26 protein-coding genes are annotated in these 23,924 nt (G+C 53.4%); 19 read left to right on the top strand and 7 right to left on the bottom strand.

Features of this window, described 5'->3' with window-relative positions; all coding sequences use genetic code 11:
- Positions 1-44: 44 nt before the first annotated feature.
- The 7 genes from pdhA (at position 45) to WG31_RS06570 (ending at position 7,280) form a co-directional block, all read left to right on the top strand.
- On the top strand, positions 45-1,055 hold the full coding sequence (pdhA, locus tag WG31_RS06600; RefSeq protein WP_063354007.1) for a pyruvate dehydrogenase (acetyl-transferring) E1 component subunit alpha: 1,011 nt from the start codon (positions 45-47) through the stop codon (positions 1,053-1,055).
- 8 nt (positions 1,056-1,063) lie between these two features.
- On the top strand, positions 1,064-2,413 hold the full coding sequence (locus tag WG31_RS06595) for a pyruvate dehydrogenase complex E1 component subunit beta (protein ID WP_035351377.1): 1,350 nt from the start codon (positions 1,064-1,066) through the stop codon (positions 2,411-2,413).
- Positions 2,414-2,424: 11 nt separating this feature from the next.
- Positions 2,425-3,672 (top strand): pyruvate dehydrogenase complex dihydrolipoamide acetyltransferase, encoded by a 1,248-nt coding sequence (locus WG31_RS06590; RefSeq protein ID WP_063354006.1) that lies wholly within the window; start codon positions 2,425-2,427, stop codon positions 3,670-3,672.
- A gap of 30 nt (positions 3,673-3,702) precedes the next feature.
- Positions 3,703-5,115 carry a dihydrolipoyl dehydrogenase gene (gene lpdA, locus WG31_RS06585; protein ID WP_063354005.1) on the top strand — a complete coding sequence of 471 codons (1,413 nt, stop codon included), beginning with the start codon at positions 3,703-3,705 and terminating at the stop codon, positions 5,113-5,115.
- Between the two features lie 121 nt (positions 5,116-5,236).
- Positions 5,237-6,217 (top strand): lipoyl synthase, encoded by a 981-nt coding sequence (gene lipA, locus WG31_RS06580; RefSeq protein ID WP_035351710.1) that lies wholly within the window; start codon positions 5,237-5,239, stop codon positions 6,215-6,217.
- On the top strand, positions 6,217-6,705 hold the full coding sequence (locus WG31_RS06575; RefSeq protein WP_006115282.1) for a type II toxin-antitoxin system RatA family toxin: 489 nt from the start codon (positions 6,217-6,219) through the stop codon (positions 6,703-6,705). Before lipA ends, WG31_RS06575 begins: the two co-directional genes overlap by 1 nt.
- A gap of 149 nt (positions 6,706-6,854) precedes the next feature.
- Positions 6,855-7,280: a hypothetical protein gene (locus tag WG31_RS06570; protein WP_035351380.1), complete on the top strand. Its 426-nt coding sequence runs from the start codon at positions 6,855-6,857 to the stop codon at positions 7,278-7,280.
- Between the two features lie 58 nt (positions 7,281-7,338).
- On the opposite strand, the gene WG31_RS06565 is transcribed toward WG31_RS06570, so the two are convergent.
- Genes WG31_RS06565 through WG31_RS06550 form a run of 4 tightly spaced genes read right to left on the bottom strand, consistent with a single transcriptional unit; the run spans position 7,339 to position 10,994 of the window.
- Positions 7,339-7,851, bottom strand: a complete 513-nt coding sequence (locus WG31_RS06565; protein WP_063354004.1) for a CinA family protein — start codon at positions 7,849-7,851, stop codon at positions 7,339-7,341.
- Between the two features lie 18 nt (positions 7,852-7,869).
- The gene (locus WG31_RS06560; protein ID WP_063354003.1) at positions 7,870-8,346 is read right to left on the bottom strand and encodes a phosphatidylglycerophosphatase A family protein; all 477 of its coding nucleotides are present in this window, start codon (positions 8,344-8,346) and stop codon (positions 7,870-7,872) included.
- Between the two features lies 1 nt (position 8,347).
- Entirely contained in the window at positions 8,348-10,324 is a 1,977-nt protein-coding gene (locus WG31_RS06555; protein ID WP_063354002.1) for a lytic transglycosylase domain-containing protein, read from the bottom strand.
- Positions 10,325-10,382: 58 nt separating this feature from the next.
- Positions 10,383-10,994 carry a TerC family protein gene (locus WG31_RS06550; protein ID WP_063354901.1) on the bottom strand — a complete coding sequence of 204 codons (612 nt, stop codon included), beginning with the start codon at positions 10,992-10,994 and terminating at the stop codon, positions 10,383-10,385.
- 171 nt (positions 10,995-11,165) lie between these two features.
- Here WG31_RS06550 and purB point away from each other — a divergent pair, with 171 nt between their 5' ends.
- From purB to WG31_RS06505, 9 genes are all read left to right on the top strand, one after another.
- Positions 11,166-12,515 carry an adenylosuccinate lyase gene (purB, locus tag WG31_RS06545; protein ID WP_012812894.1) on the top strand — a complete coding sequence of 450 codons (1,350 nt, stop codon included), beginning with the start codon at positions 11,166-11,168 and terminating at the stop codon, positions 12,513-12,515.
- A 153-nt stretch (positions 12,516-12,668) separates the two neighbouring features.
- On the top strand, positions 12,669-13,436 hold the full coding sequence (purC, locus tag WG31_RS06540) for a phosphoribosylaminoimidazolesuccinocarboxamide synthase (protein ID WP_003630621.1): 768 nt from the start codon (positions 12,669-12,671) through the stop codon (positions 13,434-13,436).
- Between the two features lie 28 nt (positions 13,437-13,464).
- Entirely contained in the window at positions 13,465-13,707 is a 243-nt protein-coding gene (gene purS / locus WG31_RS06535; protein WP_063354001.1) for a phosphoribosylformylglycinamidine synthase subunit PurS, read from the top strand.
- Positions 13,704-14,075 (top strand): Rap1a/Tai family immunity protein, encoded by a 372-nt coding sequence (locus WG31_RS06530; protein WP_063354000.1) that lies wholly within the window; start codon positions 13,704-13,706, stop codon positions 14,073-14,075. Before purS ends, WG31_RS06530 begins: the two co-directional genes overlap by 4 nt.
- Positions 14,072-14,773 carry a phosphoribosylformylglycinamidine synthase subunit PurQ gene (purQ, locus tag WG31_RS06525; RefSeq protein ID WP_063353999.1) on the top strand — a complete coding sequence of 234 codons (702 nt, stop codon included), beginning with the start codon at positions 14,072-14,074 and terminating at the stop codon, positions 14,771-14,773. The genes WG31_RS06530 and purQ overlap by 4 nt, the downstream gene beginning before the upstream one ends.
- Positions 14,770-16,974, top strand: coding sequence for a phosphoribosylformylglycinamidine synthase subunit PurL (gene purL, locus WG31_RS06520; protein WP_063353998.1), 2,205 nt, complete (start codon positions 14,770-14,772; stop codon positions 16,972-16,974). The genes purQ and purL overlap by 4 nt, the downstream gene beginning before the upstream one ends.
- Before the next feature lie 27 nt (positions 16,975-17,001).
- Entirely contained in the window at positions 17,002-17,232 is a 231-nt protein-coding gene (locus tag WG31_RS06515; protein ID WP_006115272.1) for a BolA/IbaG family iron-sulfur metabolism protein, read from the top strand.
- Between the two features lie 27 nt (positions 17,233-17,259).
- Positions 17,260-17,598 (top strand): Grx4 family monothiol glutaredoxin, encoded by a 339-nt coding sequence (gene grxD, locus WG31_RS06510; RefSeq protein WP_006115271.1) that lies wholly within the window; start codon positions 17,260-17,262, stop codon positions 17,596-17,598.
- 72 nt (positions 17,599-17,670) lie between these two features.
- Positions 17,671-17,988, top strand: a complete 318-nt coding sequence (locus tag WG31_RS06505) for a hypothetical protein (protein ID WP_006115270.1) — start codon at positions 17,671-17,673, stop codon at positions 17,986-17,988.
- A 59-nt stretch (positions 17,989-18,047) separates the two neighbouring features.
- Here WG31_RS06505 and WG31_RS06500 read toward each other — a convergent pair whose 3' ends face one another.
- Positions 18,048-18,497, bottom strand: coding sequence for a YraN family protein (locus WG31_RS06500; protein WP_209439376.1), 450 nt, complete (start codon positions 18,495-18,497; stop codon positions 18,048-18,050).
- Here WG31_RS06500 and cls point away from each other — a divergent pair.
- Positions 18,496-19,923, top strand: a complete 1,428-nt coding sequence (gene cls / locus WG31_RS06495) for a cardiolipin synthase (protein ID WP_063353996.1) — start codon at positions 18,496-18,498, stop codon at positions 19,921-19,923. The two genes, WG31_RS06500 and cls, sit on opposite strands and share 2 nt — an antisense overlap.
- 3 nt (positions 19,924-19,926) lie before the next feature.
- Here the strand turns inward: cls and WG31_RS06490 are convergent, their stop codons facing one another.
- Positions 19,927-20,610, bottom strand: a complete 684-nt coding sequence (locus tag WG31_RS06490; RefSeq protein ID WP_006115267.1) for an endonuclease/exonuclease/phosphatase family protein — start codon at positions 20,608-20,610, stop codon at positions 19,927-19,929.
- Complete coding sequence (locus tag WG31_RS06485; protein WP_006115266.1) at positions 20,607-21,698, bottom strand: AI-2E family transporter; 1,092 nt, start codon at positions 21,696-21,698, stop codon at positions 20,607-20,609. The genes WG31_RS06490 and WG31_RS06485 overlap by 4 nt, the downstream gene beginning before the upstream one ends.
- A 69-nt stretch (positions 21,699-21,767) precedes the next feature.
- Here WG31_RS06485 and WG31_RS06480 point away from each other — a divergent pair, with 69 nt between their 5' ends.
- Positions 21,768-22,709 (top strand): sulfurtransferase, encoded by a 942-nt coding sequence (locus WG31_RS06480; protein WP_082823148.1) that lies wholly within the window; start codon positions 21,768-21,770, stop codon positions 22,707-22,709.
- Positions 22,706-23,914 carry a cystathionine beta-lyase gene (gene metC / locus WG31_RS06475; RefSeq protein ID WP_063353995.1) on the top strand — a complete coding sequence of 403 codons (1,209 nt, stop codon included), beginning with the start codon at positions 22,706-22,708 and terminating at the stop codon, positions 23,912-23,914. Before WG31_RS06480 ends, metC begins: the two co-directional genes overlap by 4 nt.
- The last annotated feature ends 10 nt before the right edge of the window (positions 23,915-23,924 follow it).

Genomic DNA, 23,924 nt, shown 5'->3' with positions numbered 1-23,924 from the left:
CATTTATTACGAACTGTTTACATATCGCAAAAGGTTCATCACGCATGGGAACGAACGCCAAACAGGTCGGCAAGGCAGGAAATAACGGTCCTTCCTTAACACGAGACCAGTTTCTTAAAGCCTACTATGACATGCTCCTGATCCGCCGCTTTGAAGAAAAAGCCGGGCAACTTTACGGCATGGGCCTAATTGGCGGTTTCTGCCACCTGTATATCGGGCAAGAAGCTGTGGTGGTTGGTATCCAGATGAGCCTGCATGAAGGCGATAAGCTGATTACATCCTACCGAGACCACGGCCAGATGCTGGTGGCGGGCATGACACCCCGTGGCGTGATGGCAGAACTTACGGGCCGTTCTACCGGGTATTCTCACGGTAAAGGGGGCTCCATGCATATGTTCTCCCGCGAGAAGAATTTTTACGGGGGGCATGGCATTGTCGGTGCTCAGGTTTCTTTGGGTATCGGGCTGGCGTTTGCCAACAAATACCGCAATACAGATGAAGTTTCCGTAGCTTATTTTGGTGACGGCGCCGCCAATCAGGGGCAGGTTTACGAAAGCTTTAACCTGGCCGCTCTGCTCAAACTTCCCTGTATTTTTGTAATTGAAAACAACCGTTACGGCATGGGCACCGCTGTTGAGCGAGCATCTGCATCGCACGAACTCTACAAAAATGGCGAGCCATGGGGCATTCCCGGCAAACGGGTAGATGGCATGGATGTTGCCGCCGTATATGCCGCAGCAGAAGAAGCCGTAAAACATTGCCGTGAAGGCAAGGGGCCTTACCTGCTGGAAATGATGACATACCGCTATCGCGGCCATTCCATGTCAGATCCTGCCAAATACCGCACGCGGGATGAGGTGGATGAAGTCCGCAAAACGCGAGATCCCATTGAACACGTCAAACACATCCTGCTGGATTCTGGCGTGACAGAAGCAGAATTGAAAACAATGGAAACCGAGATCAAGAGCATTGTAAACGACTCTGCAGAATTTGCGCAGACCAGCCCGGAACCCGATCCGGCCGAACTTTATACGGATGTTGTTCTGGAGGCTTGAGCATAAACATGGCGACTGAAATTTTAATGCCCGCCCTTTCTCCTACCATGACAGAAGGCAAACTCGCCCGCTGGTTGAAGAAGGAAGGAGATGCCGTAAATAGCGGTGACGTTCTGGCCGAGATTGAAACCGATAAAGCCACAATGGAAGTAGAAGCCATTGAGGAAGGTATTCTGGGCCGCATTCTAACACCGGAAGGTGCAGAAGGCGTTGCCGTAAACACACCTATCGCCATTCTGGTGGAAGAAGGTGAAGCGGTGCCCGATAATATCGATACACCTAAAAACGTAGCTGTTACAGAACCCGCCTCCGCGCCACAGTCTTCACCCTCTGTTGCCGCACCAGTTTCCACGCCGGTTGAAGAAGAAAAAGACTGGGGTGAAACGCAGGAAATCACTGTGCGTGAAGCCCTGCGTGATGCACTGGCCGCCGAATTACGGCATGATCCAGATGTCTTCCTGATGGGTGAAGAGGTAGCCCAGTATCAGGGGGCTTACAAAATCTCCCAAGGCCTGTTGCAGGAATTTGGCGATAAGCGCGTAATTGACATGCCAATTGCCGAACATGGCTTTACAGGCATGGCCGTGGGCGCAGCCCTTACTGGCCTAAAGCCTGTTGTTGAGTTCATGACCATGAACTTTTCCATGCAGGCTATCGACCATATCATCAATTCCGCAGCCAAAACGCTGTATATGTCTGGCGGCCAGATGGGGTGCCCCATTGTGTTCCGTGGGCCAAACGGCCCGGCATCTCGCGTGGGTGCGCAGCATTCTCAGTGTTACGGTAGCTGGTATGCCCATGTGCCGGGCCTGAAAGTGGTTGTGCCTTGGTCTTCCGCAGATGCCAAAGGCCTGTTGCGCGCTGCCATTCGTGACCCTAACCCCGTTGTGGTGCTGGAAAACGAAATTCTTTACGGGCGCAAATTCCCATGCCCGATTGATGAAGATTTCATTGTGCCCATCGGTAAAGCCAAGATCGAACGCGCTGGTTCTGATGTAACCATCGTTGCGTTCTCTATAGCTGTCACCACAGCGCTGGATGCTGCTGCCGAGCTGGCCAAGCAGGGGATTGAGGCAGAAGTTATCAACCTACGCAGCCTGCGTCCGCTGGATACAGACACAATTGTAGAAAGCGTTAAAAAAACCAGCCGCTTGGTAACGGTAGAAGAAGGCTGGCCGTTTGCAGGTATTGGCGCAGAAGTTGCCATGCAGGTGATCGAGCATGCGTTTGATTGGCTGGATGCTCCACCGGCCCGTGTAACGGGTGTGGATGTGCCGATGCCATTTGCCGCCAATCTGGAAAAATTGGCCCTGCCACAGCCTGAAGATGTGGTTAAAGCCGCACTTGGCCTGATGTGAGGGAATGACAGATGGCGACTGAAATTTTAATGCCCGCCCTTTCTCCTACCATGACAGAGGGCAAACTCGCCCGCTGGTTGAAGAAGGAAGGAGATGCCGTAAATAGCGGCGATGTTCTGGCTGAGATTGAAACCGACAAAGCCACAATGGAAGTAGAAGCCATTGAGGAAGGTATTCTGGGCCGTATTCTTATTCAAGAAGGTGCAGAAGGTGTTGCCGTCAACACACCTATCGCCATTCTAGTAGAAGAAGGCGAGGCGGTACCAGACAATATCGACACGCCTAATAACGTGGCATCTGCCGCCCCCGCAACGGCATCACAGCCTGCGGCTGCTTCTGCTCCTATAGCAACACAGGCAGCACCAGCACAGCGGGCAAACAAGCCTGTTGGCCGGGTTGTGGCCTCTCCGCTTGCGCGCCGCATTGCGCGCCAGAAAAACATTGATTTGGCAGCCCTTAAAGGCACGGGGCCAAATGGCCGTATTGTCAAACGGGATGTGGAAGCGGCTCTTAACAAAGCCCCAGACGCAGGGCAGGTGGCTTCTGCCCCGACAGCATCTGGTGGTAGCCGTGCTGTGCCGCACACTACCATGCGCAAGGTTATTGCGCGCCGCCTGAGTGAATCCAAATCCACTATTCCGCATTTCTATGTCTCCATAGATGTGGAGCTAGATGCGCTGTTGGCTTTGCGTTCACAGCTTAATGCCATGTCTCCGGCAGAAGGGGCTGATGCCTTTAAGCTGTCTGTGAATGACATGCTCATTAAGGCTTCTGCTGTTGCCCTTAAGCAGGTACCGGAAGTGAATGCTTCCTACACCGAAGATGCTATGATCCTGCATGAAGATGCAGATATCTCGGTTGCGGTTTCTCTGGATGATGGGTTGATCACGCCTATCGTCAAACAAGCAGACCGCAAGAGCCTGAAAGACATCAGCCAAGAAGCCAAGGATCTGATTTCCCGCGCCCGCGCTGGCAAATTAAAGCCAGAAGAATTTCAGGGCGGTACATTCTCCATCTCCAACATGGGTATGTATGGCGTGAAAGACTTTGCCGCCATTGTTAACCCGCCGCAGGCTGCCATTCTGGCTATTGCTGCGGGTAAAAAACAGGCCGTGGTAAAAGGAAATGAACTGGCTATTGCCACTGTTATAACCGTTACCCTCTCGGTTGATCATCGCGTGGTGGATGGTGCTGCGGCAGCCCGCTGGCTTTCTGCTTTCCGTGCAGCGGTTGAATCTCCGCTCTCACTCGTTCTCTAACCGCGTGGCTTTCTGAGGATCAGGCATATTATGAGCCAGACTGATTTTGATATCATCGTTGTTGGCGGTGGGCCGGGTGGTTATGTGGCGGCACTTCGGGCAGCGCAGCTTAAGCTTTCTGTTGCTGTGGTGGAAGCCAACCACCTTGGGGGTATCTGCCTGAACTGGGGCTGTATCCCCACCAAGGCATTGCTGCGTGCTTCCGAGATCAACCATCTATTGCATGACCTTGGCACATATGGGTTTAAGGCGGATGGTGTAAGCTTTGATTTTAAAGCAATTGTTGCTCGTTCACGCGCCGTTTCCAAACAGCTTGCCTCTGGTGTTCAGCACCTGCTCAAAAAAGCCAAAGTTCCTGTTTTTAAAGGATTTGGCAAGCTGGATGGCGTTGCTGCCGGTAGTAAACGCAAAGTATTGGTGCAGCCAGAAAGTGGTGCGCCGCTAACCCTTACAGCCAAACACGTTATTCTGGCCACAGGAGCACGCGCACGTGCGCTGCCGGGGCTGGAAGCAGACGGCAAACTTGTCTGGTCTTATCGGGAAGCCTTGGTGCCAGATGAACTGCCCAAACGGCTACTGGTCATTGGGTCTGGCGCTATCGGCACAGAATTTGCCTCGTTCTACCGCAATATGGGTTCTGAAGTTACGTTGGTGGAGGTTGCGCCGCGCATTCTGCCCGTAGAAGATGAAGAAATCAGCGCCTTGGCGCGTAAAGAGTTTGAAAAACAGGGCATGCGTGTTCTTACCAGCGCCAAGGTTGGAGCGCTGAAAAAGGGCAAGAACGATATTACTGTGCCAGTAGAAGTGGACGGTAAAACGGAAACCATTACCGTGGACCGCGTTATTTCTGCTGTAGGCATTGTGGGCAATGTTGAAAACATCGGGCTGGAAGGCACCAAGATCAAAGTAGACCGCACACATGTGGTAACGGATGATCTGTGCCGCACGGGTGAGCCCGGTGTTTACGCCATTGGTGACCTGGCAGGTGCCCCGTGGCTTGCGCACAAAGCCAGCCATGAAGCTGTTATGTGCGTTGAAGCTATTGCTGGCAAAACCGTGCATCCTATTGATATTACAAAAATTCCCGGCTGCACATACTGCCGCCCACAGGTGGCTTCTGTTGGTTATACGGAAGCACGCGCAAAGGAAGCGGGCTATAAAGTGCGGGTTGGCAAGTTCCCGCTTATGGCAAACGGAAAAGCACTTGCTATGGGTGAACCAGAAGGCATGGTGAAAACCGTATTTGATGCCCAGACAGGTGAGCTGCTGGGTGCACATATGATTGGCGCGGAAGTTACGGAAATGATCCAAGGCTTTGTTATTGCCCGCACAGCAGAGCTGACCGAAGCCGAGCTGATGGAAACCATTTTCCCACATCCCACCATTTCTGAATCCATGCACGAAGCTGTTCTGGCCGCTTATGATGGAGCGCTTCACTTCTAGTTTTGGTGTATCATCTCAAGGGTTTGATGTTGCCAGAACACTATATGGCGCGTTCCTGCCTTGACGCCACGGCAGGAGCGTTCCAGTTCTGTGGTAACCCTTGGCAAAAGCGGGCAAAGATATGTCTATTCGCGTTGTGATTGATCATCGAACAGGAGGCAGCAGCCCCAATAAGCTGCGTCATCCAGAAAAAGCACATCGGCCAGACAACCCCATAGCCCGCAAACCGGACTGGATACGCGTTAAGGCGCCCAATCACCCCATTTACCACGAAACACGTGCGCTTATGCGCAGCAACAAACTGGTAACTGTGTGTGAGGAAGCCGCATGCCCCAACATTGGGGAATGCTGGTCTCAACGCCATGCCACCATGATGATCATGGGGGAAATCTGCACCCGGGCCTGTGCATTTTGCAATGTTACTACCGGCCTGCCGCATGCGTTGGATGCGGATGAACCCGCCCGTGTGGCAGAAGCGGTGGCGCGCCTTGGGTTGCGGCATGTGGTTATTACATCGGTAGATCGGGATGATCTGGAAGATGGGGGCGCGCACCATTTTGCCCGCGTTATTCATGCTATTCGTGCAGCGGCGCCAGAAACAACCATCGAAATCCTGACACCTGATTTTTTGCGTAAAAAGAATGCCTTAGAAGTGGTTGTTGAAGCACGACCTGATGTTTTCAACCACAATTTGGAAACCGTGCCACGCCTGTATCCGACCATTCGGCCGGGGGCGCGTTACTACCAATCTTTGCGCTTATTGGATCGGGTTAAACAGCTTGATGCGTCCATCTTTACCAAATCTGGGCTCATGCTTGGTTTGGGGGAAGAAAAGATGGAACTCGCTCAGGTCATGGATGATCTGCGCGTGGCAGATGTAGATTTTATTACAATGGGCCAGTATCTCCAACCAACAGCCAAACATGCCCCAGTTGCACGTTTTGTTACCCCGGCAGAGTTTGAGGACTACGGCACAATGGCACGCGTAAAAGGCTTTTTGCAGGTAAGTTCCAGCCCACTTACGCGCTCCTCCTACCATGCCGATGCCGACTTTGCCGCACTGCGTGAAACACGCAATGCCCGCCTGAAGGAGGATCAGTAATGCCACAGCACGCAGAAAAGCGTGTTTTACCTTATCGCCCGGATCAGATTTTTGATCTTGTTGCCGATGTTGGTCATTATCCCAAGTTTCTGCCTTGGTGCGTTGCAGCCAAAGTGCGCACGCGCACCGCTACAGAACTGGTTGCGGACTTAACCATTGGTTTTGGCCCATTCCGGGAAAGTTTTACATCGCGCGTTACGCTAGACCGCCCATCATCCATTACTGTTCGGTATGAGCGCGGGCCTTTTAGGTATTTGCGCAATATCTGGAAATTCACTGCAACGCCCGAAGGTTGCCTTGTAGAATTTTTTGTAGATTTTGAATTCCGTTCGCGCATTTTGCAGGCCGCTATTGGCGTGGTGTTTACAGAAGCCACACGGCTGATGGTTTCTGCCTTTATCAAGCGCGCGCGCGAAGTATATGGGCCGCCACAAACGCCCATCACCAACACAACAACAACCTGTACCAGTGAACACCCTGCCACCTGAAAGCAGAGTGGATATTTTCTTTGGTTTATATCCTTTGTTTCGGTTGAAACCCTGCTTATGATGCACGCAGGCAATTTTCTGTAACCTATTGTGGAATATGGGAATTGCCTGTGACAAGGCGATTCAACCTTATTAAGGAATATATCCATATGAAAAAACTTTTCGCAGCAGCTCTGCTGGCCTCTTCTGCAACTCTGGCTGTTGCGCCAGCTCTGGCTGCTGAAACCGCAACGCATCACGGCATGCATGCACATCACCATCATGAACATTGCCTAAAAGGCAAATGTGCCGCAGGTGAAAAATCTGCACAGAACAATGGTGATGCCGAAACAGCTGATCTAAATGCCAAAAGCCTGGCTGCGGCACAGAACAATCAGGTTCCGGCCATTGCTGGCGCAGCACCTGCCGTAACGGCGCCATCCGCACCTGTGCTTACAGCACCTAGTGTGTCTGCTCCTGGTATTCCGGCTCCGGTGGCTGCTGGCACAGGCGTAAAAGCACCAGCTCTGCCTACAGCGCCTACAGCTACAGTTCCAACAAATGCCCCACTGCCGGCACCTGTTCCGGTTCAGTAATGTGAACATAGATACTGCTGCCGACATCTGTTTCGGCAGCAGTATTTTTTTGCAAATTTCAGCTCAAACGCTGCAAAATCAACTCAAACGCATGCTGTGCCGCTTGCGCTCTGACATCTTCCCGGCTGCCAGAAAAAACCTGCTTATCCGAGATAACAGCGCCATTTTTCATAGCCGTTGCAAACCATACAAGCCCTACGGGTTTTTCTGCTGATCCCCCATCTGGCCCAGCTATACCGGAAATAGCCACCGAGATAGAAGCAATGGGTGAAGCCTTTAAGGCACCTTCGGCCATTTTTTCCACAGTTTGCGCGCTTACGGCTCCGTGCTTTTCCAATATTTTGGCCGGAACCCCCAGCACCTTTTGCTTCATGGCATTGGAATACGTTACAAACCCGCCTTCCGTTACATCGGAAGAACCGGGAAAATGCGTCAACATTGCTGCAACCAAACCGCCAGTGCAGCTTTCCGCTGTAACCATATGCCCATCTACCTGCCGCAAGCGAAAGAGGGTGCGCTCAGCAGCCGCCAGTACAGAAAACTCTGAAAAAGAAGCATTAGTCGCAGACATTACCAAAAAACCTTCCGCTTAGTGTGATGCGCGCCCCACAACTGCACGCACGCCTCTTACACATAACGCGGCCATGGCGCCTGCAATCACGTCATCCCCCATCACACCTATGGCATCGTGCCGTCTATCCAGCACGCCAACCGGACCGGGCTTTGTAATGTCAAACAAGCGGAAAAAGGCAAACGCCAGCAAAGGGTACATCCAGAACCATTTTTCACGGGCCTGTTCCTCTGTTTTTGGCAGGCAGGCTAGCAAGGCTATCCACATTCCGGCCACTTCATCAATTACAATCCAACTGTGATCTTCGCCTTTGCCGCTGCGTTTTGTGGCCCACCAGCCCACCACAGTTACCGCAACAATACCTGCCACCAAAAGGCGAGGGCGCTTTAGCAAAGGCAACCCCACCACTAATGCCACCAAGGAACCAACCGTACCCGGCGCGCGGGGTGAAAGCCCGCAACCACCAAATGTTGCAATCAGCCGTGCGATGTCCATTTTACTTGTTCCCCAATGCCACATAGATGGTCATGTTTTCCCACACACGCTGCACGTAATTCCGTGTTTCGGAATAGGGAATGCTCTCAATCCAATCGATCATCTCTTCGGCAGAAGCGCCGTTCTGGGCTGGGTTACCGGCTGTGTTTAACCAACGCGCCAAACGGGTAGGCCCACCATTATAGGCTGCGGCCATATACGGCACCACCGCCCCAAAACGAGACTGAATGTGCTCCAGATAAGCTGTGCCCAACTTCATGTTGTTTTCTGGGTCATGCAGCCCGGCAGCCGTTGCCGCAGAGGCAGGTAGGCCCGTTACGCGCAGCATATCTCCCGCAGTGGACGGTTTAAGCTGCATAAGCCCAATAGCATTGGAAGGGCTAATGGCATCGGGATTAAAGTTACTTTCCTGCCGCATCAGGCCGAGCGCCACACCGGCGGGCAAAGTGCTGGATGGCGGCGTATAAGGAAGTGGCCAACCAGAGCGCAGCAGAAAGACACCATCGCGCCCCGCATGGCGGGAGACTGTTACAGCGATATCCGGCAATCCCAACTGAGCAGATAAAGAGGAAAGCGCCAGACGCTGCGGCGTGCTTGTAACCTGTTGTTCAAGCATGTTCATGAAGTCTCGCGCATGTGGGCGATCTCCCCATGAAACAAGGATCTGTGCAGCCTGCGCCAGTTCACTGCCAGAAACGTAAACATCTTCCGATGTGGTTGTTTCTGGGTCACGCTCCGCTTTAAGGCGTGTGCGCGTTTCCTCTGGCACATTGGCTGGGTCTAGCAGCACGTTATTGCGGCCTTCCAACGCAGCCGCAGCCATTTGCCCATAAAATGTTCCGGGCAGGGCAGCGGCCTGCTGCCAATTTGCATGGGCTGAAGCGGAATCCCCCGCTGCGGCACGTGCACGCCCAAGCCAGTAAAAGCCACGGCTCCGTGTAATAAGCGCAGTGGACTGAGCCAGTGGACGGAAAAAAGTTTCTGCCGTTGCAGGATCATGCTGAAGGCGCAGGGCAATCCACCCGGCAAGAAACTGTGCATCTAGCCTGTTTGTTGGTGTTGTGGCTGTATCATTTGCTACAGCAAAAGCATCTGCGGCACGCCCAGCCTGAATCAATTCACGCGCCAGCGTATCCCGCTCTCGCCAGAATGAGGCACCATGTGTGCTGCGTTCAGCCTCTGCCCCAGCGCTTTTCCATAGCGCCACAGCTTCATCATAACGCTGTTGTTTGCGCAGCCAGCGCGCATGATCGAGAATAAGGTACGGATCAGACCGCTGGTTAGCGGGTAGGGCAGCGGCCAGTGTTTCTGCTGCTGGGTCATCTGCACGGAAAGCTAAGCGGGCCTGTGCCAGTGGCTGTTTTTGGGCAGAAAGATAGGGCAAGGTTTGCTTGGCAGCCGCTACCAGCCCATTTTTCTCTTCACGATCAAACCGCAACCAAGAACGTTCTGGCGTGATGGCAGATGCAAAATTGCTTTGCAAAGCTGCGGCTGCGGAACTGGCATCGTTGCCATTTGCCCATGCCTGTGCGGCTTCTGTATTCAAACGTTTGCTTAAATCTGCCGAAGCCGGAACCTGTGTGGCACATTGCACAAGCGCTGGGCCGTATGTCAGATTTTGCGAAGCGCATAGCCGGGCCAGCACTGCCGGATCTGTTTCCTTGGCCAAAGCAAGTTGCATGCGCGATGTCAACAACTGCCAGCGGGGCCATACTGGACGCGTTTGCAGAAAATCAGCATAAGCCTGCGCACTGTTCTGCGAGGATTTCACCAACCCCAGCCAAACAGTCAACCGGCTGGCAACATCACTTGTAGGGGGCGTGCCTTGGGCGGCCTGCTGCTCCGTTGGCCATGCCAAACGGTTTTCAGAAGCTCCTTGCTGTTCTGACGAGGGAGACGAGCAGGCGCTCAGCCCCACACACGCCAGAGAAACAGCCGCCACAAGGCGGTATCGGTAAGAAATCGCAAAACGTCTCATACCGCAGAATCAGCGCGTTTCCCGCACGTTGGCAAGTGCTTTCCGCACTGCCCAAAAATCAGTGGGGCAAATGTCCCCAAACTTCGCCACCACCTTTAACTATCAGTTCTATGGCAACAGCCAGAACAATCAGCAGGCCAACCCAGGAAATCCACTTATATTTATCCAGCAAGCGCGCAATAACAGAAGCCGCCAACCCCATAAGCAGTACGGAAAGAGCCAAGCCTGCTATCAAAATAGCCGGATGCTCTCGCGCAGCACCGGCAACAGCCAGCACGTTATCCAAGCTCATGGATAAATCTGCTATCAGGATACGGAAAATAGCCTTCCCCAAACTTCCTGGGGGTGCGGGGCCTGTATCGTCATTTGCGTGGTTTTCCCGCATTTCGCGGTACATGCGCCAGCATACCCAAAGCAGCAAAAAACCACCGGCTAGCGTAAGGCCCACAATCTCCAACAGCCGCACAGCCACCAGAGCCAGCAAAATACGGATAATGGCCGCCAGCCCCACACCGGCAAGAATAGCTTTCTGCCGCTGTGCGCCAGAAAGAGACCGCACCGCCATACCAATAACAACGGCGTTATCTCCCGCCAGTGTCACATCAATCAGCACAACCTGCAAAAAGGCGACAAATGCTGTCAGGCTGAAGGAATCTAGAAAGCCGTTCACGTAAGCTCCGATTCGAAAAACAAGGGGCAAAATGCGCCCGAAAAGGCGGCAGTTTCGGGAAGGAACACAAAAAGTCAAAGTTTTCCGCTTTGCGGGCAGACGAAAGGCACGAAATCCGCTAGAGAGACGCCACCTGTTGGCTTTATTTTTTTGGTTAAGGAATTCTGCGTTATGGTGCCGCGTTATACTCGCCCCGTCATGGCCGCCATCTGGTCTCCCACAAACCGCTATCGCATCTGGTTTGAAATTGAAGCGCTGGCGTGTGAAGCCATGGCTGAATATGGCACCGTGCCCAAGGAAGCCGCCAAGGTGGTGCGCGAAAAGGGCGATGCCGCAATGGCCGCTTTTTCTGATGCCGATCTGGCCCGCATTGATGAAATTGAAGCCGAAACCCGGCATGATGTTATTGCCTTTCTGACATGGCTGGCAGAAAAGGTTGGCCCTGAAAGCCGCTTTGTGCACTTGGGCATGACATCATCCGATGTGCTGGATACTTGCCTTGCCGTGCAGCTTGTGCAGGCAACAGACCTGCTGCTGAAAGATCTGGATGGTGTTTTGGATGCGTTGAAAACACGCGCTTTCGAACACAAACACACTCTCACCATTGGCCGCAGCCACGGCATTCATGCCGAACCCACATCTTTCGGGCTAAAGCTGGCTGGCCATTACGCAGAATTTGCCCGTAACAAAGAACGGCTTGAAACCGCACGCGCTGAAATTGCCACCTGTGCTATTTCTGGCGCTGTTGGCACCTATGCACATCTAGACCCACGCGTTGAATCCTACGTGGCAGAACGCTTGGGCCTGAAACCGGAAACCGTTTCTACGCAGGTTATCCCGCGTGATCGGCATGCTGCTTATTTCTGTGCTCTGGCTGTTATTGCCAGCGGTATTGAACGTCTGGCAATTGAAGTACGCCACCTCCAGCGTTCTGAAGTGCGTGAAGCAGAAGAATTCTTCCATAAGGGCCAGAAAGGCTCTTCCGCTATGCCGCACAAGCGCAACCCGGTGCTGACCGAAAACCTTACGGGGCTGGCTCGTCTGGTACGGGCCGCCGTTATTCCGGCACTGGAAGACGTAGCACTGTGGCATGAACGCGATATCAGCCATTCTTCTGTAGAACGAAACATCTGCCCAGATGCCACAATCGGGCTGGATTTTGCCCTTGTGCGCCTGTCCGGCATGATCTCCAAAATGCTGGTGTATCCAGACCGCATGGCCGCTAACATTGAAAGCCTTGGCGGTGTGGTACATTCCGGCGAAGTGCTTCTGGCTCTGGCCAAAGCTGGCCTCTCGCGGGAAGATGCCTACCGGATCGTGCAGCGTAATGCCATGGAAACATGGACCAAACTGGGCACGCCAGAATGCAAAACTTTCCGTGAAAATCTGGATGCAGATCCGGAAATTTCTGGCCGTATCTCTCCAGACGTTCTGGACGCGGCAATGGATAGCCGCCAGCACCTGAAGGCGCTGGATACCCAGTACGAAAAAATCTTTGGTGAAACAGGGCCCCGCCAGTAAGCAGGCTCCCTTGTCATAGCAGGATATATCTTCCTACCCGGAAGCCTGCTATGAACCATATTTAGCATATAAGGGGCCGTACTGGCTGGCCCCTTGAATAATAGCCAGTTCTGCCCGAACTGGCTTACCCTTTTTCGACAGGTAAGGATCATCATGGCCCGTCGGCGTCAGCTTTATGAAGGTAAAGCCAAAATCCTTTTTGAAGGCCCCGAACCTGGCACCCTTGTGCAATATTTCAAGGATGATGCCACAGCAGGGAACGGCGCAAAAAGCGGCGTAATTACCGGGAAAGGCGTTCTGAACAACCGTATCAGTGAATTTCTGATGCTGCGGTTGCAGGAAATTGGCATTCCCACGCACTTTATCCGCCGCATCAACATGCGTGAGCAGTTGGTGAAGGAAGTGGAAATCATTCCGCTGGAAGTGGTTGTGCGCAATATTGCCGCTGGCAGCATTTCCAAGCGCTTTGATATTCCCGAAGGTGAGCGCCTGCCACGCCCGATTGTGGAATTCTATTACAAGAATGATGCGCTGGGTGATCCTCTGGTTTCAGAAGACCACATCATCGCCTTCGGCTGGGCCTGCCCGCACGATATGGAAGAAATTACCGGCATGGCCATGCGGGTAAATGACTTTCTGTGCGGCCTGTTCAGCGGCATTGGCATCCAGTTGGTAGACTTTAAACTGGAGTTTGGCCGTATCTGGGAAGGCGAAGATATGCAGATTGTGCTGGCGGATGAAATCTCGCCCGATAACTGCCGCCTGTGGGATATGCACACAAACGAAAAACTGGATAAAGACCGGTTCCGCCGCGATATGGGCAACGTAAAAGAAGCCTATCAGGAAGTGGCGCGCCGCATGGGTATCCTGCCAGAAAACGGGGCAGGCGGAGATATGAAAGGGCCGGAAACGGTTCAGTAACCACGCTGGTGGCAACGGGAGCTTGAAAATGAAGGTACGTGTAACCGTCATGCTAAAGGACGGTGTTCTGGATCCGCAGGGCAAGGCCATCAGCCACGCATTGCAAACACTTGGCTTTGAAGGCGTGCAGGATGTGCGCGTGGGCAAGGTGATTGAACTGGATCTGCCCGGCGCTAAAGCCGAAGAAGCCCAGAAAAAAGCCGATGCCATGGCGCGTGACCTGCTGGCCAATCTGGTGATTGAAGATTACGCTGTAGAGGTGGTGGAATGAAGCGCACCCTCCTTGTAGCACTGGCCTTGGCATGTGCGGCACCGGGCTTTGCCCATGCCCAGCGCATTGCCCCCATGAAGGCAGGTAACTTTGCCCGCCTGTGCACACGCCCCACCAGCGCTGGCATTTGCGATGCCTATATTGGCGGCCTGACGGATGGTGTCTCTCTTTCCAAAATCAATGATCGGAACGAGGGTGATCCATCCGCGCCTGCTGGTTTTTGTGTGCCTACTACAGAAACCATACCCGTAATGCGCTCCAAGGTTCTTGCTTGGCTGAAAGCGCATTCCGAAACGCTGGACAAGCCGGTTGGTGAAAGTGTTTTTGCCGCCCTGCATGCCTCTTATCCGTGCAGTGTGAAAAAATGAAAGCAGCAATTATCGTATTCCCCGGTACGAACCGGGAGCGCGATATGGCCATTGCCCTTAAGCGTGTTACAGGGCAGGCCCCGCGCATGATCTGGCACCATGAAACAGATCTGGGAGATACCGATCTGGTCGTGTTGCCAGGTGGTTTTAGCTATGGCGATTATCTGCGCTGTGGCGCTATGGCCGCGCATTCTCCCATCATGGGGGCTATCAAAGCCCACGCCCAGAAGGGTGGCCATATTTTGGGCGTTTGCAACGGCTTCCAGATTTTAACAGAAACAGGGCTGCTGCCCGGTGCGCTGTTGCGCAACGCCAATTTGCGCTTTCTGTCTCAGGATTGCTACCTGAAGGTTGGGGCCGAAAATACGCCTTTCACCCATAAGTGGAAAAAGGGCGATGTCTTCCGCACTCCGCTGGCACATGGTGATGGCAATTACACGGCAGATATCGCCACGCTGGAACGGCTTGAAGGCGAAGGCCTTGTGGCTTTTCGCTACGCCGATGCCAAAGGCAACGTGCAGGCTGATGATGCCGACAGTAACCCCAATGGCAGCGTTAACAGCATTGCGGGCATTCTTAGCGAAAACAAACGCATTTGCGGCATGATGCCTCATCCAGAAGATCTGGTTGATCCTCTGATGGGCGGGGAAGATGGTCTGCCGCTATTCCAAGGTCTGGTGGAGGCTGTAGTCCGGTGAATAAGCCTGTAACCGTTGATGAATCTCTTGCCCGTGAATTCGGGCTGACATCCGAGGAATACGGTCGTGTGCTGTCCATTATGGGCCGCACCCCCAGCCTGACAGAGCTGGGCGTGTTCTCCGTGATGTGGTCAGAACACTGCTCCTACAAATCCTCCCGCAAGTGGCTGCGCACGCTACCAACCAAGGCGCCGTGGGTTATTCATGGCCCCGGTGAAAATGCTGGTGTGGTAGATATTGGGCAAGGCTATGCCGCCATCTTTAAGATGGAAAGCCATAACCACCCATCCTTTATCGAGCCCTATCAGGGTGCGGCTACAGGTGTTGGTGGTATTCTGCGCGATGTGTTCACCATGGGTGCACGCCCCATTGCCAACCTGAACGCCCTGCGTTTTGGCAGCCCGGAAAACCCCGTTACCCGCCGCGTTATTGATGGTGTGGTGCGTGGTATTGGCGGCTATGGCAACTGTGTTGGCGTACCCACGGTAGGCGGGGAAATTAACTTCCATCCGGCCTATGATGGCAACCCGCTGGTAAACGCCATGACGGTTGGCTTGGCCCGTAAGGACCGCATCTTCCTTTCGGCTGCGGCTGGTGTTGGCAACCCGGTTGTGTACGTGGGCTCCCGCACAGGGCGTGATGGTATTCATGGCGCCACCATGTCTTCCGCTGAGTTTGATGAAGATGCACTTTCCAAACGCCCCACAGTGCAGGTGGGTGACCCCTTCATTGAAAAGCTGCTGATTGAAGCCTGTCTGGAACTGATGGCAACAGATGCCATTGTGGCTATTCAGGACATGGGCGCTGCTGGTCTGACATCTTCTTCCGTAGAAATGGCAGGCAAGGGCGGCGTGGGTATCGAGCTTGATCTGGATGCCGTACCGCAGCGTGAGCCGAACATGACGGCTTATGAAATGATGCTGTCTGAAAGCCAGGAACGCATGCTGATGGTGCTGCGCCCTGATCGGACAGACGTGGCCCGCAAGATCTTTGAAAAATGGGAACTGGATTTTGCCATTATCGGGCATCTGACAGACACCGGCCACATCGTCGTTAAACACAAAGGGGAGCTGGAAGCTGATATTCCGCTAGACCCATTGGCAGAACAGGCCCCCATTTACGATCGCCCAGCAACACCGCCCAAGGCACCAGCTCCGCTGGAAGGCGTGCATGCACCTCTTTCCTTGGATGCCACGCTGCTCAAGCTGGTGGGTTCGCCAGATCTGGCCTCCCGCGCATGGGTATGGAACCAGTATGACAGCACCGTAGGGGGGCAGACAGTCCGCCGTCCGGGCGCTGCTGATGCAGCTATTGTAAAGGTGGAAGAGACAGACATTGGTCTGGCCATTACCACCGATTGCACGCCCCGCTACTGTCAGGCAGACCCTAAAACAGGTGGTGCACAGGCTGTTGCAGAAGCATGGCGTAACCTTACAGCCACCGGCGCACGCCCCTTGGCCGTAACGGATAACCTAAACTTTGCCAACCCTGAAAAACCCGAAATCATGGGCCAGTTTGTGGCTGCGGTTGAAGGTATGGGGGAAGCCTGCTCAGCGCTGGACTTCCCGGTCGTCAGCGGTAACGTGTCTCTTTATAACGAAACACGTAACCCAGATGGCTCCACCACCGCCATTCTGCCCACACCCGCCATTGGTGCGTTGGGCGTTCTGGATGATGTGAACAAGGCTGTTGGCCTTGGTATGCAACCAGAATCTGATGTGGTGCTAATTGGTGAAACCAAAGGTGAACTCGGCCAGACCATCTGGCTGCGTGAAATCCTTGGGCAGGAAGCTGGCGCGCCGCCGCCGGTCGATCTGGCTGCTGAAAAACGCAATGGTGACTTTGTGCGCAGCGCCATTCTGGATGGCACCATTACCGCATGCCATGATATTGCTGATGGTGGCATTATGGTTGCCGCCGCAGAAATGGTAATGGCAAGCGGCATTGGGTGTGAACTGGAAAGCCCAGATTCCGGCATCCGGCCAGAAGCTTTCTGGTTTGGGGAAGATCAGGCCCGTTATCTGGCATGTGTGGCAGATGGCAAAGCCCTGTGTGAACGCGCCAAGGCTGCCGGGGTGCCTGCACGTATTATTGCACGCTCAGGCGGAAATGATTTGATTCTGCCAAGCGGCGTCACCATATCCGCAGCACGCCTAAAAACAGCCCATGAAGCGTTTTTCCCGACGCTGATGGGCAACTAACAAAACAAGCGGGAAGGAAGCAGACCGATGGCAATGTCCGCCACAGAACTCGAAACCTATATCCGGCAGGCTTTTCCGGATGCCCAGATCAAGATTGATGATCTGGCAGGGGATGGTGACCATTATGCCTGTTCCGTGGTGAGCGAAGCCTTCCGGGGTCTTTCACGCGTGCGGCAGCATCAGCTTGTCTATCAGGCCCTGCAGGGCCACATGGGCGGCAAGCTGCATGCGCTGGCGCTTACAACTTCTGCTCCCTAATCACTTAGCTTTTAAGGATATCAGACCATGACAGACACAGCACAGCAGCGCATCAAGCAGGATATTGAAGCCAACCCCGTCATGCTGTTCATGAAAGGGGATGCTGATTTCCCTCAGTGTGGTTTTTCTGCGCGCGTAGTGCAGATTCTCCAGCACCTTGGCGTTCCCTTCAAAACCGAAAATGTTCTGGCTGATCCGGGCATCCGTCAGGGTATTAAAGATTTCTCAAACTGGCCGACAATTCCGCAGCTTTACGTAAAAGGGGAATTCATTGGCGGGTGTGATATTGTTACCGAAATGTATCAGTCCGGCGAACTCCAAAACCTGTTCAAGGAAAAAAACATTCCTTGTAACGCCCCAGCCTGATTTTTAGGTTGTCAAGTGGGGAAGGGGCTGTATAGTTCCTGAAGAAAAGAGAAACAGGTTGGGATCAGATTAATGAAACGAGTTGCGGTTGTACGTGGCGCTCTTGCTCTTACAGCACTTGGCGTAGGGTTAGTCACCACATCTTCCTCTGCTCGGGCAGAACGCATTATTTCTGATCTGGAAGCCAGTAAGCTGACTTTTGCGGCGCTTACAGCAGCGCCGCCGCCAGTTATGCATCATGTGCGGCACGTTGCTGCAGCCAAGTCTTCACACCGTGTTGTTCTGGCCGCTGCGCAGCATGGTAAAGCCCATAGCATGGTGCGCCTTGTAAGCTACCATCCTGCGCATGCCGTTTCTGCACATAGTGTAAAGCGCCGCCACCGCACCTAATCTTTTCTCTTTTACACCCACTTACGTTTTAAAGGCGTTCCTATTGCAGGAGCGCCTTTTTACATTTGGCGGATAATATCTTCCAACCGTTCCATTCTGCCTGCATCATCAAATACAAAAAGATCAAAACGCATTTCTTCGTATTGCCAATACGGATGTTTTTGCAGCAGACATTCCGCAGCGCGAAACAAACGCCGCTGTTGCGCTGGTTGTAAACTTACCAACGCGTCTTCTATAGAACGCCGTTTTTTTACTTCCACAAAACACAGAACTGCTGCTTTACTGGTCACAATATCAATTTCGCCGCGGTGGGTGCGGACTCTGCGCAAAAGCACAGTCCATCCGTCCTGCTCTAGCCAGTCGCAGGCTTGCTGTTCAGCAGCTACGCCTTGCATGTAAGCAACACTGCCGCTTCTTTGTTTCTGTAAAAATGCTGGTTCCTGTTTTGCAGCTACTTTGTTCGGTATCTTATAGCCCAGCCCATTTTGTGTGAGCATTTTACCTATCATGTTGTCAGACTTGTCCATTTCACCCTTTACGCTTGCGCTTACAGTTATCAGGTTTGTGCTGGTTGTTTCTGTCGGGTTGCACATTCTACTTACAAAACGCAACACGGCATCCGCTATTGGGTGGATAGGTGCATGTGTTTTTATGCCGCTGTTGGGCACAACACTTTATCTAATGTTCGGCATCAACCGCGTTACCCGCTTGGCCAAAAAACTGGTAGGAGATCGCTCCCCCCGGCGGTTGGAAACAGAGCAACCTTCATCTTGGAACAGAGAGCTGGAAGGGCAGTTTGCCCCATTGGCGCTTATGGTGGGCAAGCTCAGCAGTCGCGCTTTGGTAGGGGGCAACTCCATTATTCCGCTACATGATGGAGATGGCGCATACCCGCATATGCTGGATGCCATAGAACACGCCAGCAAGAGCATACTGCTGTGTTCCTATATTTTCAGAGATGACAAAGTGGGCGGCCTGTTTGCAGATAAACTGGTTGCAGCCCATAAACGCGGCGTACAGGTGCGTGTGCTGGTTGATGGCATCGGCAGCGGCTATTTTCTTTCACCGCTTTATCATCGGTTACGCCGGGCAGGGGTACCGTGCGCACGCTTTATGCATTCTCTGCTGCCGTGGCGGATGCCTTTTATCAATTTGCGAGATCACCGCAAAATTCTGGTGGTAGATGGGCGTATTGGCTTTCTGGGCGGCCTAAATATTGCCGATGAAAACATGGTCTCCCGCAAACCCAAGCACCCAGTATCAGACACGCATTTTAAAGTAGAAGGCCCGGTTGTGCGCCAGTTGGCCGAAGCTGCCGCATGGGATTGGTATTTTACCACGCAGGAGCGCCTACATGGCGACCTATATTTTCAGGAGCATAAAAGTACGGGCGAATCACTGGCGCGTATTGTAACGGCCGGGCCAGATACGGATCTGGAAAAAATAGAATACACCATGTTGCAAGCCATTACGCTGGCCCGCAAAAACGTAAGATTGATGACCCCTTATTTTCTACCGGGCCAACGCCTGATGTCCGAACTGGGCCTAGCGGCCCTACGGGGCGTGCAGGTTGATTTGGTTATACCCCGCCAGAGCAATCATCTCCCGCTGGACTGGGCCTGTGCAGCCAATATTGCACCTTTGCTGAACGCAGGGGTGCGGGTATGGCTGGCAAATCCGCCTTTCAATCACTCCAAACTGATGGTGGTGGATAGAGCATGGTCTTTTGTAGGCAGTTCCAACCTTGATATTCGCAGCCTGAGGCTGAATTTTGAAATCAATATGGAAATATACGATACCATATTGGCTGAAATGCTGGATGACTTCATTACCAAGCACCGCAACAAACGGCTTACACATTATGATCTGGATAACCGCAACAAAATCATCCAGATCCGCGATGCGTTTGCCAGATTGTTCATGCCTTATCTGTAAAAGTTACAACCCGATCAAAGGCCGCAAAGTAACCGCAATAGGCCGATGATCCGAGGCAAAAACCGGCAGAACACGCGCACTTAAACACTGCATGCCTTCCACCAAACACCGGTCAATTCTGATAGGCAGAAGATCTACCATCCGATGCGTAGGAGCCTTTGGGCCTACATCCTTAAAGCCCGGCACCAATGTTGGGCCTAACAGGTTGAAGTCCCCCAGAATGGCACATGGGGGAGAAAGCAGTGTGGCCAAGCGCCGCAACTGCTTACGGTTCAACATCTGCCCATGAGACAAATGTACGTTGGCCAAAGAAAAATTTTCATACTCAATAATCTGGGCATGGCGCTTAAACAGTGGGCCAGAAGGAATGGTGCAAGCTCTGGGCGCACGCGCAAACGGAATACGGCTCCAGCACGCCACACCATGAATACGCCCCGGTTGCGGATTACGCGCATAGTGGCCACCAATAACATCTGGCAGCACATCTATTTCTATTGTGGCCTCTTGCATAAGCAGCACATCGGGCTTTTCGGCCTCAATAAGGGCGGCAATGTCATGCACTGTTGCCCCGGTACGCCGCAACAGATTCCAACTGATAATCCGCACGCCCTCCATATCACAGGACACAAAGGAATGGGCTGACTTGCGACGCGCAAACTCAACCAGCCGAGAGAGTGGACGCCTCATGATGTCAGAGTCCTTTTTTCATCCTGCGCAAGAGGTTGCGCGGCTTCATCCGCTGCAAATTCTGTTGTGAGTGTAAAGCCTATGGCCAGCAGAATTGGCCCCAGAAAAATGCCTACACCACCAAAGGCCAGTAGGCCGCCAATAACGCCCAGCACTGTCAGCAAATAAGGAAGCTTACTGCCGCGTGCAATAAACAGCGGGCGAATAAGGTGATCTGCCCCTGATATAATCAAAACACCATAAAGCAGCAGTAAAATGCCTTTTCCTGGGTGGTGCATACCAAACAGCCATAGCGCGGCAGGTATCCACACCAAAGGAGCACCTATGGGAAAAACCGCCAGAAATGCCGCCAGCACACCCAAAATAACGGCTTCTCCAACTCCTAGCAGCCACAGGCCCAAACCTGTGAGAATACCCTGTATGATCGCGGTGCCTAAAATGCCATACACTGTTCCGCGTACTGTGCTGCCCACTATATGCAGATGCCGCCCAGCTTGATGCCCTGCAATACGCACCATAACGGCTTGCACCGTATCCCATAACATGGGGCCGCTCAGCCAGAAAAAGAAGGCAATAAACAGCGCCATAACCAGATGCAGGGCTCCATTGGCCATGCGCATCAACACTTCAAGGAGAGATTGAATAATCTCACCCGCATAGGGGCGCAGCTCATCCCCCACAGAGCTGATGTTGCGGCTCCAGCGTTCCCAATGATGGCTGATATCAGGCCCAAATGCGGGCAGTGATGTTATCCAATGGGGGAGGGGGGGCAGTTCATGAATAGTGCCAACAAACGCCATAACCTGCCGCGCCCAGCGCGGGCCGGATGATACGCAGGCAGATGCCAAAAATGCCAACGGCAACACTACGCCTACAGCGCACAGCACTGTCATAGTCAGGCTGGCCGCATTTGGCCCCATGCGCCGCCGCAAATGCTGGAACAATGGCCACGTTGTATAGGCCAGCACGCCCGCCCATAACAGGGCGGAAGAAAAGGGTGCAAGCACCAGCACACACCCATACGTAATGCCGCCCAAAAGCAGCAGCCGCATGATGCGTTCGGTAGAAGCGGGCTGACCAGTTGCCATTCCGCCATTAAATCATGAAATCCGGTTTTTGTCTGGTGTGAAAACAAAACTTCTTTATGCACAGCCAACATAACGCACCATGATGTTTTGTTTGCCAGCCAGACAGGGCTGTGTGATCTTGACCGTAGAATATTCAAAACCACAATGGGTCAGGCAGCCGATATGTCACCTCTTATTTCCACACAAAAACTGGCTGAAATGCTTGGTACGCCCGGTGTGCATCTGCTGGATGCCACCGCTCTGTTGCCCGGAGAAACCATTAACCCGCAGCAAAGCTTTGCTTCAGCGCATATTCCCGGCAGCCGGTATTTTGATATCGAACTGTTTTCTGACCCAGAAAGCGCATTGCCGCATACAGCCCCTTCTGCTGCGCGGTTTAGCCACCTGTTCGGCAGGCTGGGCGTAACCGCGCAAGATACAGTGGTTTTTTATGATCAGGGCAATGTTGCATCGGCTTGCCGCGGGTGGTGGCTCACACGCCTGTTTGGGCATGAACGCAGCTTTATTCTTGATGGTGGGTTGCCAGCATGGGTACGTGGTGGGCACCCAACAGAAGCAGCAGCCCCTAGCGCAGCGTTGCCTGCGCCCTATCAGCCACGCACATGCTATACGCGTATTGTAGGGTTAGGAGACGTGCTGGATGTTGTAAAACACAATACACGCCCTATTCTGGATGCCCGCAGCGCTGCCCGTTTTTATGGTGAAACCCCAGAACCACGGCCCAATGTTGCCTCTGGCCACATGCCAGGCGCACGCAGCCTGCCGTATAAAAACCTGCTGAATACAAAAGGGCAGTTTTTACCCCCAGAACAGTTGCTCTCTCTATTTGCGCAAGCAGGTATTACGGAATCTGATGCCCCCATAACCACCTGTGGCTCTGGTATGACAGCAGCAGTGCTCACGGCAGGTCTGGCTATCGCCGGGCTTAATATGGGCGCCTTGTATGATGGATCTTGGGCAGAATGGGGCAGCTTCCCCAATGCGCCCGTAACAGTGGAACACACAGCATGACAGACGAAAACAGGGTTTCCGCCGGTTGGCTGAAATTGGCATCCTCCCTCAGCCATGTTGCCCGCCCACAAGCGGCAGAGGCAGGAACTTATGTAAACCTGCCGCTGGAACGTGGCTCTACCGTTGTGTTTCCGTCCTTGGACGCCATGCAGCAAACAGGCCGCAAACGGTATGAGCATGTGAGTATTTATGGGGCTATGGGCTCTCCCACCCAGCACGCGTTGGAAAAGGCTATTGCAACCATAGAAGGCGGTACAGATACACAAATTGTCTGCTCTGGCTTGGCTGCCTGCACCACACCGCTTCTGGCTTTTCTAAAAGCAGGAGATCACTGCCTGCTGGCCGATAACGTATATGGCCCAACCCGACGCTTTGCAGAAAACATGCTCAAGCGCTTTGGTGTGGAAATTTCCTATTTTCCACCTTGCGCGGATGCCGCAACCATAACCGCCCTGATGCGCCCCAATACACGCGTGGTGTTTACAGAAAGCCCCGGCAGTCACACGTTTGAGGTGCAGGATGTTGCCATGCTGGCAGAAGTTGCCCATGCGCATGGGGCCTTGCTGTTTTTTGATAATACATGGGGCTTTGGTATTTTTGCGCCATTCAAGCATGGTGTAGATGTTTCCATTCAGGCGCTTACAAAATACCCGGCAGGCCATTCAGATGTCATTGCAGGGGCCATTACCGTTGCGGACACGCGCCTGTGGCATACCTTGCGCGATGCGGCCATTCAGATGGGGCAGGTGGCCGGGCCAGATGAATGTTGGCTTACGCTACGTGGCCTTCGCACTATGGGCGTGCGGTTGGCCCAGCAGGCAAAATCTGCCTTGCAGATTGCCAAATGGCTGCAAACCCGGCCGGAAGTGGCCCGCGTGCTGCACCCCGCATTACCAGAATGCCCCGGCCATACATATTGGAAACGCGATTTTACCGGAGCAGGCAGCCTATTTGGCGTTGTGCTGAAAGCCGATTACACAGCGCAGGATATGCAGCGCATGATTGATGCCCTGAATATGTATGGCATTGGCGCCTCTTGGGGCGGGTATGAAAGCCTGATTCTGCCGACTACTGGCGGCATTACCCGAAGCAGTGAATCCCCTGTGCAGGACGGCCCCGCCTTCCGCCTTCAGATTGGATTGGAAAGCCCGGATGATCTGATTGCTGATCTAGAACAAGGCCTGCAAGTGCTACCCGGTAAGTAACCAAGAAAAC

Source organism: Acetobacter oryzifermentans (genome assembly GCF_001628715.1).
In the GTDB taxonomy this organism is placed as follows: Bacteria; Pseudomonadota; Alphaproteobacteria; order Acetobacterales; family Acetobacteraceae; genus Acetobacter; species Acetobacter oryzifermentans.
This window is presented reverse-complemented; position numbering and strand designations above follow the sequence as displayed.

Excerpts from the sequence above, each read along its gene's own strand:
- pdhA (WP_063354007.1), top strand. The coding sequence starts at position 45 with ATGGGAACGAACGCCAAACAGGTCGGCAAGGCAGGAAATAACGGTCCT.
- WG31_RS06595 (WP_035351377.1), top strand. The coding sequence starts at position 1,064 with ATGGCGACTGAAATTTTAATGCCCGCCCTTTCTCCTACCATGACAGAA.
- WG31_RS06590 (WP_063354006.1), top strand. The coding sequence starts at position 2,425 with ATGGCGACTGAAATTTTAATGCCCGCCCTTTCTCCTACCATGACAGAG.
- lpdA (WP_063354005.1), top strand. The coding sequence starts at position 3,703 with ATGAGCCAGACTGATTTTGATATCATCGTTGTTGGCGGTGGGCCGGGT.
- lipA (WP_035351710.1), top strand. The coding sequence starts at position 5,237 with ATGTCTATTCGCGTTGTGATTGATCATCGAACAGGAGGCAGCAGCCCC.
- WG31_RS06575 (WP_006115282.1), top strand. The coding sequence starts at position 6,217 with ATGCCACAGCACGCAGAAAAGCGTGTTTTACCTTATCGCCCGGATCAG.
- WG31_RS06570 (WP_035351380.1), top strand. The coding sequence starts at position 6,855 with ATGAAAAAACTTTTCGCAGCAGCTCTGCTGGCCTCTTCTGCAACTCTG.
- WG31_RS06565 (WP_063354004.1), bottom strand. The coding sequence starts at position 7,851 with ATGTCTGCGACTAATGCTTCTTTTTCAGAGTTTTCTGTACTGGCGGCT.
- WG31_RS06560 (WP_063354003.1), bottom strand. The coding sequence starts at position 8,346 with ATGGACATCGCACGGCTGATTGCAACATTTGGTGGTTGCGGGCTTTCA.
- WG31_RS06555 (WP_063354002.1), bottom strand. The coding sequence starts at position 10,324 with ATGAGACGTTTTGCGATTTCTTACCGATACCGCCTTGTGGCGGCTGTT.
- purB (WP_012812894.1), top strand. The coding sequence starts at position 11,166 with ATGGTGCCGCGTTATACTCGCCCCGTCATGGCCGCCATCTGGTCTCCC.
- purC (WP_003630621.1), top strand. The coding sequence starts at position 12,669 with ATGGCCCGTCGGCGTCAGCTTTATGAAGGTAAAGCCAAAATCCTTTTT.
- purS (WP_063354001.1), top strand. The coding sequence starts at position 13,465 with ATGAAGGTACGTGTAACCGTCATGCTAAAGGACGGTGTTCTGGATCCG.
- WG31_RS06530 (WP_063354000.1), top strand. The coding sequence starts at position 13,704 with ATGAAGCGCACCCTCCTTGTAGCACTGGCCTTGGCATGTGCGGCACCG.
- purQ (WP_063353999.1), top strand. The coding sequence starts at position 14,072 with ATGAAAGCAGCAATTATCGTATTCCCCGGTACGAACCGGGAGCGCGAT.
- WG31_RS06515 (WP_006115272.1), top strand. The coding sequence starts at position 17,002 with ATGGCAATGTCCGCCACAGAACTCGAAACCTATATCCGGCAGGCTTTT.
- grxD (WP_006115271.1), top strand. The coding sequence starts at position 17,260 with ATGACAGACACAGCACAGCAGCGCATCAAGCAGGATATTGAAGCCAAC.
- WG31_RS06505 (WP_006115270.1), top strand. The coding sequence starts at position 17,671 with ATGAAACGAGTTGCGGTTGTACGTGGCGCTCTTGCTCTTACAGCACTT.
- cls (WP_063353996.1), top strand. The coding sequence starts at position 18,496 with ATGTTGTCAGACTTGTCCATTTCACCCTTTACGCTTGCGCTTACAGTT.
- WG31_RS06500 (WP_209439376.1), bottom strand. The coding sequence starts at position 18,497 with ATGATAGGTAAAATGCTCACACAAAATGGGCTGGGCTATAAGATACCG.
- WG31_RS06490 (WP_006115267.1), bottom strand. The coding sequence starts at position 20,610 with ATGAGGCGTCCACTCTCTCGGCTGGTTGAGTTTGCGCGTCGCAAGTCA.
- WG31_RS06485 (WP_006115266.1), bottom strand. The coding sequence starts at position 21,698 with ATGGCAACTGGTCAGCCCGCTTCTACCGAACGCATCATGCGGCTGCTG.
- metC (WP_063353995.1), top strand. The coding sequence starts at position 22,706 with ATGACAGACGAAAACAGGGTTTCCGCCGGTTGGCTGAAATTGGCATCC.